Source organism: Acinetobacter amyesii (assembly GCF_023499985.1).
In the GTDB taxonomy this organism is placed as follows: Bacteria; Pseudomonadota; Gammaproteobacteria; order Pseudomonadales; family Moraxellaceae; genus Acinetobacter; species Acinetobacter amyesii.
Window position 1 is genome coordinate 116,083 of sequence record NZ_JAMCOU010000032.1, and the last position, 12,432, is coordinate 128,514.

Here is a 12,432-nt window from a genome sequence, read left to right on the forward strand (position 1 = left end):
GCAAAGTCGAAAAAGAGTGCTTATAGATAACATTGTGGATAACTTCAGAAAGCCTAAAAAGTTGTGAATTAATCAGTCAGTTTTTATTCGATGAAAATGTATCCAAATTTATAATTGTTGGTATTGTGAGCAATAGGTCATGGAAATGATTGGTAAATACGGCTGCAAAAATGTAGCAGGTTAAAATTTATTACAAAATACGATATTGATGTATCAGTTTGGTGAATGCCATCTTGTTTACAATGTAAACGTGTGTATATTGCAAACTATGTTTAAGCGTATCTATCGGATTTCAAATAGGATACGCCCAATCAAATAAGGGGCAATCAATGAGCCAAGAAGAAAAGTTACCTAAAATTTTAATTGTTGAAGACGATGAGCGTCTTGCTCGTTTAACTCAAGAATACTTAATCCGTAACGGACTTGAAGTTGGGGTAGAACCAGACGGTAATCGTGCGATTCGCCGTATTATCGCTGAACAACCAGATATGGTATTACTCGACGTGATGCTTCCGGGTGCAGATGGTTTAACCATTTGTCGTGAAGTTCGTCCACACTACCATCAACCAATTTTAATGTTGACTGCACGTACCGAAGACATGGACCAAGTGTTGGGTCTAGAAATGGGTGCAGATGATTATGTTGCAAAACCTGTTCAACCTCGCGTTTTACTTGCGCGTATTCGTGCATTATTACGTCGTACAGACAAAGCACCAGAAGATGAGGTTGCACAGCGCATCGAATTTGATGATCTTGTAATTGATAATGGTGGTCGTTCTGTCACACTCAATAATGAGTTGGTTGACTTTACCAGTGCAGAATATGACCTTTTATGGTTGTTGGCATCTAATGCGGGTCGCATTCTTTCTCGTGAAGATATTTTTGAGCGTCTGCGTGGTATTGAATACGATGGTCAAGACCGTTCAATTGACGTGCGTATCTCGCGTATTCGTCCAAAAATTGGTGATGATCCAGAAAATCCGAAACGTATTAAGACCGTACGTAGTAAAGGTTATTTATTCGTAAAAGAAACCAACGGCATTTAATGTAAAATACCGTCCCTTAGTTTGGAAAAGTAGGACACTTTTACGTGTTTAAACACAGTATATTTTTGCGCGTTTATGCGGGGCTACTGATTTTAGTCTTTTTAGTCGCTACATTTGGCTATTTGCTGGTGCAAATCATTAACTACCAGCGCGCGCAAGAATATCGTGAATCGCTTACTGACGGTTTGGCTTTCATTATAAGTGAAGGTATTGCACGTCAGCCAAATGAACAACAAAAGTCAGATTGGGTGTCAGATGCATCTGATCTACTTGAGTTGCCTATTTATTATGTAAAAGCTAATCAGGTTGATTTAACCCGAGCGGAAACAAAACGTATAGAAGAGCGTAAAGCTGTAGTGCGTTGGGACGCACAAACCACAGCAGCTTATATTATTATTGGCTTAAAAGATGACCCTGCACATCTACTGTATATAAAAGCTGATAATATTTCAGAACGCCAAATGAAAGCATTGCCTGTATTTATACTGGATTATTTGGTGTATTACCCAGGTCAAGAAAAACAATATCTTGAAAAAATCCAACATCATTTTTCTTATCCAATTTCAATTCAAAATGTTCAAAGTTTACCTTTAGACTCTGAGCAAATCGGCCGACTACGTTTAGATCACAGCATTATTTTGTATCGTGATAGTGCGACTGAGCGCGGCACAACTATTTCGATCGTATCACCAATTCCAAGCTCAACTTCAGAAGTCTTGGTTATGGGGCCTGTGCCACTGTTTAATTGGATGCCTTTCCAGTTGGCAGCGGGTATTACGCTACTGAGCTTGTTTGTCTTGAGCTTGGGTGTTTATGGTCTATTGGTGCCGATGCAACGTAAGCTGCGTGCTGTAAATTATGCGTTAAATAAAATGAAGGGCGGGGACTTATCTGTACGTCTGCCTGTCGAAAGCACGGATGAGTTTGGTACTTTAGCATCGAGCTATAACTCCATGTCAGATCATATTGAGCGTTTAATTGAAGCACAGCGTGAGTTGATGCGCGCGGTATCGCATGAACTGCGGACACCCGTGGCACGTATTCGCTTTGGTGTAGAAATGATGGCGGATGAAGATGATTATGACTACCGTCAGCAGCAAGTCGAACAGATTGATAAAGATATTGAGGCTCTAAATACTTTAATTGATGAAATCATGACTTATGCCAAACTTGAGCAGGGCATGCCATCTTTAGAATTTGAAGATGTTAGCTTGTTTGAAGTTTTAGATCAGGTCTTGATTGAAACTGAAGCCTTAAAGACTGGGAAAACCTTGGAATTGCAAGCACCACCAATTGGAGTAGTTGTGGAAACCGAGCGTCGCTATTTACACCGTGTTGTACAAAACTTGGTGGGGAATGCAGTGCGATATTGTGACGATAAAGTGCTGATTAGTGGTGGTGTGAATGATGAAGGTATGGCTTATATCTGTGTTGAAGATGATGGCCCCGGCATTCCAGAAGAAGATCGTAAACGTATCTTTGATGCTTTTGCACGTTTAGATGATAGTCGCACACGTGCCTCAGGGGGCTATGGTTTAGGCTTATCGATTGTTAGTCGCATTGCATATTGGTTTGGCGGGACTATTGATATTGATGAAAGTCCAATATTAGGCGGGGCGCGTTTCACCATGACATGGCCTGCAACTCGTTTTAAGAAAAATAAACCGAAGTTAGATGTTAAAGAACCGAGTACCAATGAAAATTAAGTAAGCTTAGATATGTAGCTAAGCTGATTTTAGTGAATGATAAGTATAAAAAGCCATTCAATTTGAATGGCTTTTTGATATCAGTTTTCTACTTATTCCGTAATTGTTGCATCGGGTTCAATAATAGGTTTGCCATTTTTTAATGCGGCAAGAGCATCTGCATTAAAATCGATGAGTAAGGAGTTGTTTTTAGCATCGATAGAATAATTGCTAATAAGTTTTTGATCACCGTTTAAAGTTTCAAGTTTATATTCATCTGCAATATTCATAATCCCGTTAAGGTTGGTTGTTGCAGAAGCTAAATCTTGTCGTAACAACTCATAAATATCACGTAAATCAAAAATGGCATTTTGAGCATCAGGATGCTTATCTAAATAGCTTTTAATATGGTGAATCACCAATTGTGCAGATAGAAAATAATCAGGTTTATGCGTAAATTCTAAAGTCATTATTGTCTCTCCGTTGTGATTGCTTTTTGTGTTTTAACTACAAATATCACACTCTTTGTGGGTCGTGTCAAAGAATTGCAAAAAAGTCACAAGAAGCTAAAAAAAGACTTTTTTCTTTGTGCTAATTCAACTTGTTTTTCATTTTAGGGGAAAGATCAAAGCTAATAGATGGGATAAAAAAGGCAACCAATTTGAAACAAGATGGAATTTATTTAATAAATGATACGGCCATGAAAATTTAATACATGAGCTAAAAGTTGAAGGATTTGTTCATGAAACTGAACAGTCATAATTTTCTGTTAAAATCACATAAATGTAATAATTAATAAAAAAACAAGATCTAATCTAATTAAACGATTAATCCTAAATTTAAGGGAGTAAACCCAATTTAAATCCTGAAATGATTAAAAAATCATCCTAAAGACGAATATCGATAAGCTAGCAAGAAGCCTCCTCAATCAGGTACAATTGGCGGGATTAATTTTGTGTTTGGTGTATTTGAAGGCCAATACATACATTCTTTGTTAATAAATAGGCCTGCCAGGAGTTATCCCCGCATGAGTGCCATTACTCCATACGATTGGGCAATTATTGCCTTCGTGATCGGCGTTACATTCCTTTGCGTCTTTATGCTGACCGTCCCTTTACTCCTTGGGGGTAAATCATGGGGTCGTGCTAAGCAAGAGCAGTTTGAGTCAGGTGTAGTAGGTGCTGGTGGTGCACGTATTCGCTTGTCTGCGAAATTCTATTTAGTTGCGATCTTCTTCGTGGTGTTCGATATCGAAGCACTTTACCTTTATGCATGGGCATCTTCTGTTCGTGAAACTGGGTGGGTTGGTTTTGCAGCTGCAGCAGTCTTTATTTTAGTTTTACTTGCTGGTTTGGTTTATGAATTGTCTTCTGGTGGTTTGAATTGGTCACCTTCTGACAAGCGTAAAGCGGCGGGAATTAAACCTAAAATTGGTTCGCCAAATATGGATATCGCAGAAATCACACGCTTTAACTCTATTGAAGAGTTGGTTATGGACCCTACAGGTCAAATTCCAGCGCAATCATCTGGTCGTGTGAAATCTAAGTCACCGACTGCATCATCTGACAAGGAGTAAGACGGGATGAAATATACATTAACCCGTGCGAATCCGGATGCTGATCAATATCCACTTCAAGAGCGTCAAATCGTTACCGATCCGCTTGAAGAAGAAGTGAATAAAAATGTGTTCATGACTCGTTTAGAGGATGTTGCACATACAGCAGTAAACTGGGGTCGTAAAAACTCAGTTTGGCCGTTCAACTTTGGTACATCTTGCTGCTACGTAGAGTATGCAACGACTTTAACAGGCGTGCATGACTTGTCACGTTTCGGTGCCGAGGTTATTCGTGCTTCACCACGTCAGGCTGACTTGATGATTGTTGCAGGTACATGCTTCATGAAAATGGCGCCAGTAATTCAACGTTTGTACGAGCAAATGCTTGAGCCTAAATGGGTAATCTCAATGGGCGCATGTGCAAACTCTGGTGGTATGTACGACATTTATTCAGTTGTACAAGGTGTGGATAAAATCATCCCTGTCGATGTGTATATCCCGGGTTGCCCACCACGTCCTGAAGCTTTAATTCAGGCATTGATGTTATTGCAAGACCAGATTCAACTTGAGCGCCGTCCTTTATCGGCCGTGATTGGTGATGATCTTAAGCCAGTGTATAAGCCAAAGATGATGCCAGAACGTGACCGTAAGAACGCACAGCGTATTGCAGTGAAAAACTTACGCTCAATGGATGAAATTAAATAATCACTGCGACGAAATATTGATACACCCGGACTGGGTGTAATTGTCGTTTTGATTGACTGAATTTGTATTAAATAGGAAGCCAAGCCAATGGCTGAAACTGACATTGCTATGCCAGAATCAACTCCAGTTGATTCCCGCCCTGCATTTGCAATTGTAGAAGAGCTCAAAACCAAATTTGGTGAGAACTTCTACGTGCAAACGACTTTTGAAGACTTTCCAACAGTCTGGGTTGAGCGCGCACGTGTACAAGAAGTTTTAATGTTCTTGCGTACAGTGTCACGTCCATACGTGATGCTGTTTGACTTGTCTGCGGTTGATGAGCGTTTACGTACACACCGCGATGGTCTGCCTGCATCTGACTTCACTGTGTTCTATCATCTGTTATCGCTTGAGCGTAACAGTGATATTCGTATTAAAGTTGCATTGAATGAGTCAGATTTGAACATTCCAACGGCAACCAACATTTGGCCAAATGCCAACTGGTACGAACGTGAAGCTTACGACATGTTTGGTATCAACTTCGAAGGGCATCCAATGCTCCGTCGTATCTTGTTGCCAACATATTGGGAAGGTCACCCGTTACGTAAAGAATATTCTGCACGTGCGACTGAATACACGCCTTATCGCCAAAACCAAGCGAAACAGGATTACGAACAAGAACATCTTCGTTTCGTACCTGAAGATTGGGGTATGAAGCGTGGGAACGATGATGAAGACTTCATGTTCCTAAACTTGGGTCCTAACCATCCATCTGCGCACGGTGCATTCCGTGTGATCTTGCAGTTGGACGGCGAAGAAGTGAAAGACTGTGTTCCTGACATCGGCTATCACCACCGTGGCGTGGAAAAAATGGCTGAGCGTCAAACATGGCACTCATTCATCCCGTATACAGACCGTGTTGACTACTTAGGTGGTTGTGCGCAAAACATGCCTTACGTTCTTGGCGTAGAGCAAATGGCAGGGATTACCGTTCCTGATCGTGCACAATGTATCCGTGTCATGATGTCTGAATTGTTCCGTATCAATAACCACTTATTGTTCATTGGTACTGCGATTCAGGATGCCGGCGGTATGACCCCAGTATTCTATATGTTCGCTGACCGTCAAAAAATCTATGACGCGATCGAAGCGATCACGGGTTACCGTATGCACCCAGCATGGTTCCGTATCGGTGGTACAGCGCATGACTTGCCAAACAACTGGCAGCACCTCATTCGCGAAATCCTAGATTGGATGCCGAAGCGTATGAACGAGTACTACACTGCAGCACTGAAAAACTCAGTGTTTATCGGTCGTACCCGTAATGTTGCTCAGTATGATGCTAAATCTGCATTGGCTTGGGGTGTAACGGGTACTGGTCTACGTGCTACAGGTATTGATTTCGACGTTCGTAAATACCGTCCTTATAGCGGCTACGAAAACTACGACTTCGATGTGCCTTTAGAGTACGAAGGCGATGCTTATGCACGTGTTCTTGTTCACTTCCGTGAAATTGAAGAATCGCTGAAAATCATCAAGCAATGTTTAGACAACATGCCTTCTGGTGCATACAAAGCAGACCATCCACTGGCTGTTCCACCACCAAAAGATAAAACTTTACAAGACATCGAAACATTGATTACGCACTTCTTGAGCGTATCATGGGGTCCTGTAATGCCAGCAGGCGAAAGCTCTGTAATGGCGGAAGTGGTAAAAGGTGCGTCGAACTACTACTTGACTTCAGACAAGTCAACGATGAGTTACCGTACACGTATCCGTACACCAACCTTCACGCACTTACAGCAAATGCCTTCTGTGATTAACGGCAGCTTAATGTCTGACTTAATCATTTATTTAGCGACAATTGACGTCGTAATGGCTGACGTGGATCGCTAAGGGGTAATCGCATTATGATGATTTTGACTGACAAAAAACCACGTGTGAACGTTGAAGGGATTTTAACTGCGGAAGAAATCCACGATATCGAACATCACATTGGTCACTATCCGTACCCACGCGCAGCATGTCTTGATGCGTTGAAGTGTGTACAACGCCGTAATGGCTGGGTAGATGATGCACAGATGAATGCTATTGCGCAATTGCTTAGCATGAGCCTTGCAGACCTAGAAGGTGTTGCAACTTTCTATAACCGTATTTACCGTCAACCAGTTGGTCGCCACGTAATTTTATTATGTGACTCAATTGCTTGTTTCTTGATGGGTGCGGAAACACTTGCTGAAGCATTCCAGCGTGAATTAGGCATTTCATTTGGTCAAACGACTGCAGATGGTCGCTTTACTTTATTGCCAATTTGCTGCCTAGGTAATTGTGACAAAGGTCCGACGTTAATGATTGACGAAGACACTCACGGTCTAGTTGAAGTGACTTCAATTAAACAGTTATTGGAGAAGTATGTATGAATACTGAACCAAAACCAATTTATGGCGACGGTAACCCAGAAACTCACCCATTAACTTGGCGTTTGAGTAAACAGGAACACGTTCGCAGTGCAGATGATTACGAAGCACTTGAAGGTTATGCAGGCTTTAAGAAAGCTGTTGGCATGCAACCGAAAGAAGTGCTTGAAGTGATCAAAGCTGCGACTGTAAAAGGTCGTGGTGGTGCGGGCTTCCCTGCAGGGATCAAATGGTCGCTTATGGCGCCAAATGATAACTCAGGCCCTCGTTACCTCATCTGTAATGCCGATGAAATGGAACCTGGTACCTTCAAAGACCGTCTGTTGATGGAAAAACTTCCTCATCAGTTGATCGAAGGTATGTTGATTGCTGCTTATACATTAGAAGCAACACAGGGTTATATCTTCATTCGTGGTGAATACGTCGAAGCGGCTCAATACTTAAATGAAGCATTGGACCAAATTCGTGCCAAAGGTTACTTGGGTGAAAACATCTTAGGTACAGGTTGGAACTTCGAGTTACACGTGCATACCGGTGCGGGTCGTTATATCTGTGGTGAAGAAACTGCATTGATTAACTCGCTTGAAGGTCGCCGTGCGAACCCTCGTACTAAACCGCCATTCCCACAAGTTGCAGGTGCTTGGGGTCGTCCTACGATTGTTAACAACGTAGAGACTTACAACAACTTACCCGCAATTATGCTTCGTGGTCCTGAATGGTATATCGGTTTATCTGAAGGTAAGTCGAAAGATCCAGGTACTAAAATTTATGGCGCTTCAGGCAAAGTAAAATTCCCAGGTCTTTGGGAACTTCCATTTGGTACAACTGCGCGTGAAGTGATTGAAGATCATGCGGGTGGTATGCGTGATGGTTTAAAACTCAAAGCATGGTTACCGGGTGGTGCTTCTACAGACTTCCTTGCTGCTGAACATATTGACCTTCCTATGGATGCTGAAAGCATCATGAAAGCAGGTTCACGTTTAGGTACGTGTTTGCTCATGGTAGTCGATGAAACTCAGTGTATGGTTTCTGCGACACGTAACTTAGAAGAATTCTTTGCGCGTGAATCTTGCGGTTGGTGTACACCATGCCGTGATGGCTTACCTTGGGCGGTTAAAGCGCTTAAAGCCTTGGAAGATGGCACAGGTAAGAAAGAAGATATCGATCACTTACAAGAACTTACTCGTAAGCTTTGGATTGGTAAAACTTTCTGTGCGCATGCTCCAGGTGCGATGGAACCGTTAATGGGCGCACTCAAACATTTCCGTGGCGAGTTTGAAGCTAAAGTCGTAAATGCGGCAGCTCAAACTAGCAACGTAGAACAAGCTTAAGGAATTCGACTATGGCTACAATTCATGTCGATGGAAAATCGTATGAAGTCAATGGCTCAGAGAACTTGCTACAAGCATGTCTTAGCCTTGGCATCGACATCCCATACTTTTGTTGGCATCCATCCTTAGGTTCTGTCGGCTCTTGCCGTCAATGTGCTGTGACTCAATACGCGAATCCTGAAGATACTCGCGGTCGTTTAGTTATGTCATGTATGACGCCTGCGTCTGACAATACCTACATCTCGATTGAAGATAACGAAGCAAAGAATTTCCGTGCTTCTGTTGTTGAATTCTTGATGACCAACCACCCACACGACTGTCCAGTCTGTGAAGAGGGTGGTCACTGTCATTTACAAGATATGACTGTAATGACTCAGCATGACCGTCGTCGTTACCGCTTCACAAAACGTACGCATTACAACCAAGAGCTAGGCTCTTTCATTTCTCATGAAATGAACCGTTGTATCGCGTGCTACCGTTGTGTGCGTTACTACAAAGATTATGCAGGTGGTACGGACTTTGGTGTGTATGCAAACGCTTCGCGTGTTTACTTTGGTCGTCCAGAATCAGGTACTTTAGAATCTGAATTCTCTGGTAACTTGACTGAAGTGTGCCCAACAGGTGTATTCACAGATAAAACTCACTCTGAACGCTATAACCGTAAATGGGACATGCAGTATGCTCCAAGCGTATGCCAAGGCTGTTCTTCAGGTTGTAACATCTCTCCGGGTGAACGTTATGGCGAACTACGTCGTGTAGAAAACCGCTTTAACGGTGACGTGAACCAATACTTCCTTTGCGATAAAGGTCGTTTCGGTACAGGTTATGTGAACCGTGAAGATCGTCCACGTCAACCACAATTCCGTTCTGGTGCAAATGTAACTACAGTTTCTGTAGACCAAGCATTGGATACCGTAATTGAAAATATCCAAGGCAAAAAAGTATTGGGTATCGGTTCACCACGTGCATCACTTGAATCAAACTTCGCGCTTCGCGAACTTGTAGGTCAAGACAACTTCTCAACGGGTATGTCTCAAAAAGAGCAAAAACTTGTTGAACTTGCAGCTTCTATTATGCAAACCGAAGGTGTTTATAACCCTGGTATGCGTGAAATCGAAAGCTACGATGCTGTGTTGATTTTGGGTGAAGACTTAACTCAAACTGCACCACGTATGGCTCTATCTGTTCGCCAAGCTGCGAAAAATAAAGCCAAAGAAATGGCTGCAGAGCGCCGTACGCAAGAGTGGTTGGCTGAGCCTGTACAACGTATTGCTCAAGATGCGAAATCTCCGATTTACATCCTTGCTGCAACTCAAACACGTTTAGCTGATGTTGCTACCGGTGAAGTTGTTGCATCACCTAACGACATTGCACGTTTAGGTTTTGCGGTCGCTGCTGCTGTCAAAGGTGAAGTGATCTTAGGTTTGGATGACGATGCAAAAGCATTTGCACAAACGATTGCTGACACTTTAAAAGCTGCGAAAAAACCATTAATCATCTCTGGTACAAGCTTGCAAGACGCATCAATCATGGAAGCTGCTGCACAAGTTGCACAGAACCTTGGTAATGCGGGCTTAACATTGACTGTTCCTGAAGTGAACTCAATGGGCTTAGCGATCTTTGGTGGTCAAAGCTTAGAACAAGCATTTGCACAAGATTACGATACTGTGATCGTGGTGGAAAATGACCTTTATCGTCGTTTACCAGCCGCGCAGGTGAATGCTGCACTTTCTGGTAAAGAAGTGATTGTACTTGATCATTCTGAAACTGAAACTGTGAAAAAAGCCAACATCGTACTTTCTGCTGCTTCATTTGCTGAAGGTGATGGTACTGTGGTCTCTCAAGAAGGCCGTGCACAACGTTTCTACCAAGTGTATGACCCAAGCTACTACAAACCAGAACTTGCGATCAAAGAATCTTGGCGCTGGTTACATGCCATTGAAACTGGCGTGAAAGGCAAAGCGATTTCTTGGACAGTTCTTGATGATGTTATCGAGTCAGTAGCGAAAAACGTTCCTGCACTTGAAGCAATTCAAGACGTAGCACCAGATGCTGGCTTCCGTGTACATGGTCTGAAAGTGGCACGTGAACCACGTCGTTACTCAGGTCGTACTGCGATGCGCGCACCACTTTCTATTCATGAACCAAAACAACCAGTCGATAAAGACTCTGCGTTGACGTTCTCTATGGAAGGTTATGTAGGTAACCAAACTCCAGCTTCACTTGTACCATTTGCTTGGTCTGCAGGTTGGAACTCTCCACAAGCTTGGAACAAATTCCAAGACAACGTGGGTGGTCACTTAAAAGGTGGTGATGCAGGCGTTCGTTTATTCGATCGTTTAGCGAAACGTCCAGCACGTACTTTCGTTGCACCTGCACCTGTTGCGGTTAATGGTGAGAGCTTCCGTCTTGTGCCGATGCATCACATCTTCGCTTCTGGTGAATTTACAGTGAAAACTCCTGCGATGGAATCACGTATTCCTGAAGCAATGTTTGCTGTGGGTGAACAAGATGCAGCACGCTTAAATGTTCAAGATGGTCAACGTATCGCTGTGAAAGCAGGGGATGCTGAAATCGTCCTTCCAGTTCAAGTGATTGAATACTTACCTACAGGTTATATCGGTTACCCAGTGGGTCTAGCACCTACAGTATCGCTTGCAGAACCTGTTTCAGTCGCGGTAGGAGTGTAATTCATGGAACAAGAATTAATCCGTCAAACGCCGCTGTGGGCTGAAAATTGGCCAATCGCCTATTCAGTTCTTCAAGCAATTGTGATCTTACTGGTTGTGGTATTGATCGCTGCGTTGATGTCTTTTATTGAACGTCGTTTACTCGGCTTGTGGCAAGACCGTTACGGTCCGAACCGTGTAGGTCCGGGCGGTATGTTCCAGATTGTTGCCGACATGCTGAAAATCATGTTCAAAGAAGACTGGACACCAAAATTTGCTGACAAATTGACTTTCCGTATGGCTCCAGCAGTTGCGATGGCAACTGCGGTGCTATCGTTCATGGTTATTCCTGTTTCACCTTATCTAGGTGTTTCAGACATGAGCATCGGTCTATTGTTCTTTATGGCAATGGCTGGTATTGCGGTATACGCAGTATTATTCGGTGGTTGGTCATCAAATAACAAATACGCATTACTTGGTGGTTTACGTTCTGCTGCTCAAACCATTTCTTATGAAGTGTTCTTGGGTATTTCACTGATGGGTGTGGTTGCGATTGCAGGCTCATTCAACATGCGTGAAATTGTTGAAGCTCAACGTGATGTTTGGTTTGTTATTCCTCAGTTCTTAGGTTTCTTGATCTTCGTGGTTGCGGGCGTTGCGGTAACTCACCGTCATCCATTTGACCAACCAGAAGCAGAACAAGAATTGGCGGAAGGTTACCATGTCGAATACGGCGGTATGAAATGGGGTATGTTCTTCGTTGCGGAATACGTCAACGTCGTACTGATCTCTGCATTAATCGTGACTTTATTCTTCGGTGGTTGGTTAGCGCCTTTCAACCTAGATATTCCATTCATTCCAGCTGCGTTCTGGTTCATTATTAAAACAGCATTCTTTGTAATGATGTTTGTCTTGGCTCGTGGTTCTTTAATGCGTCCACGTTATGACCAAGTCATGAACTTTGGTTGGAAAATTTGCTTGCCATTGGCGTTGGTTAACCTTCTGGTAACTGGTGCTGTGATTCTGATGAATCAGGCCTAAGACA

The 12,432-nt window shown here is 42.9% G+C and carries 10 protein-coding genes; 9 read left to right on the forward strand and 1 reads right to left on the reverse strand.

Going from position 1 to position 12,432, the window contains the following annotated elements:
* The first annotated feature begins 329 nt into the window (after positions 1-329).
* On the forward strand, positions 330-1,046 hold the full coding sequence (gene bfmR / locus M5F03_RS10415) for a response regulator transcription factor BfmR (protein WP_067764711.1): 717 nt from the start codon (positions 330-332) through the stop codon (positions 1,044-1,046).
* A 44-nt stretch (positions 1,047-1,090) separates the two neighbouring features.
* Positions 1,091-2,752, forward strand: a complete 1,662-nt coding sequence (bfmS, locus tag M5F03_RS10420) for a sensor histidine kinase BfmS (RefSeq protein WP_180034533.1) — start codon at positions 1,091-1,093, stop codon at positions 2,750-2,752.
* Between the two features lie 92 nt (positions 2,753-2,844).
* On the opposite strand, the gene M5F03_RS10425 is transcribed toward bfmS, so the two are convergent.
* Entirely contained in the window at positions 2,845-3,201 is a 357-nt protein-coding gene (locus M5F03_RS10425) for a hypothetical protein (protein WP_078192296.1), read from the reverse strand.
* Positions 3,202-3,758: 557 nt separating this feature from the next.
* Between M5F03_RS10425 and ndhC the strand changes: the two genes are divergently transcribed.
* The 7 genes from ndhC to nuoH all read left to right on the forward strand — a co-directional run bounded on the left by ndhC (position 3,759) and on the right by nuoH (position 12,428).
* Positions 3,759-4,307: an NADH-quinone oxidoreductase subunit A gene (gene ndhC / locus M5F03_RS10430; protein WP_078192295.1), complete on the forward strand. Its 549-nt coding sequence runs from the start codon at positions 3,759-3,761 to the stop codon at positions 4,305-4,307.
* A 6-nt stretch (positions 4,308-4,313) separates the two neighbouring features.
* Entirely contained in the window at positions 4,314-4,991 is a 678-nt protein-coding gene (locus M5F03_RS10435; RefSeq protein ID WP_078191105.1) for a NuoB/complex I 20 kDa subunit family protein, read from the forward strand.
* A gap of 87 nt (positions 4,992-5,078) precedes the next feature.
* Positions 5,079-6,866: an NADH-quinone oxidoreductase subunit C/D gene (gene nuoC / locus M5F03_RS10440; protein WP_078192294.1), complete on the forward strand. Its 1,788-nt coding sequence runs from the start codon at positions 5,079-5,081 to the stop codon at positions 6,864-6,866.
* 14 nt (positions 6,867-6,880) lie between these two features.
* Positions 6,881-7,390, forward strand: a complete 510-nt coding sequence (nuoE, locus tag M5F03_RS10445) for an NADH-quinone oxidoreductase subunit NuoE (protein ID WP_078191103.1) — start codon at positions 6,881-6,883, stop codon at positions 7,388-7,390.
* Complete coding sequence (nuoF, locus tag M5F03_RS10450; RefSeq protein ID WP_078192293.1) at positions 7,387-8,718, forward strand: NADH-quinone oxidoreductase subunit NuoF; 1,332 nt, start codon at positions 7,387-7,389, stop codon at positions 8,716-8,718. The genes nuoE and nuoF overlap by 4 nt, the downstream gene beginning before the upstream one ends.
* 11 nt (positions 8,719-8,729) lie before the next feature.
* A complete protein-coding gene (gene nuoG / locus M5F03_RS10455; RefSeq protein ID WP_249708280.1) occupies positions 8,730-11,408 on the forward strand; it encodes an NADH-quinone oxidoreductase subunit NuoG in 2,679 nt (892 codons plus the stop codon).
* Between the two features lie 3 nt (positions 11,409-11,411).
* The gene (gene nuoH, locus M5F03_RS10460; protein ID WP_078191100.1) at positions 11,412-12,428 is read left to right on the forward strand and encodes an NADH-quinone oxidoreductase subunit NuoH; all 1,017 of its coding nucleotides are present in this window, start codon (positions 11,412-11,414) and stop codon (positions 12,426-12,428) included.
* Positions 12,429-12,432: the final 4 nt, after the last annotated feature.

What these genes read in the sequence shown, in the direction of transcription:
- M5F03_RS10425 (WP_078192296.1), bottom strand. Translation starts at nt 3,201, where the DNA reads ATGACTTTAGAATTTACGCATAAACCTGATTATTTTCTATCTGCACAA.
- nuoF (WP_078192293.1), top strand. Translation starts at nt 7,387, where the DNA reads ATGAATACTGAACCAAAACCAATTTATGGCGACGGTAACCCAGAAACT.
- nuoH (WP_078191100.1), top strand. Translation starts at nt 11,412, where the DNA reads ATGGAACAAGAATTAATCCGTCAAACGCCGCTGTGGGCTGAAAATTGG.
- bfmR (WP_067764711.1), top strand. Translation starts at nt 330, where the DNA reads ATGAGCCAAGAAGAAAAGTTACCTAAAATTTTAATTGTTGAAGACGAT.
- nuoE (WP_078191103.1), top strand. Translation starts at nt 6,881, where the DNA reads ATGATGATTTTGACTGACAAAAAACCACGTGTGAACGTTGAAGGGATT.
- nuoC (WP_078192294.1), top strand. Translation starts at nt 5,079, where the DNA reads ATGGCTGAAACTGACATTGCTATGCCAGAATCAACTCCAGTTGATTCC.
- M5F03_RS10435 (WP_078191105.1), top strand. Translation starts at nt 4,314, where the DNA reads ATGAAATATACATTAACCCGTGCGAATCCGGATGCTGATCAATATCCA.
- nuoG (WP_249708280.1), top strand. Translation starts at nt 8,730, where the DNA reads ATGGCTACAATTCATGTCGATGGAAAATCGTATGAAGTCAATGGCTCA.
- ndhC (WP_078192295.1), top strand. Translation starts at nt 3,759, where the DNA reads ATGAGTGCCATTACTCCATACGATTGGGCAATTATTGCCTTCGTGATC.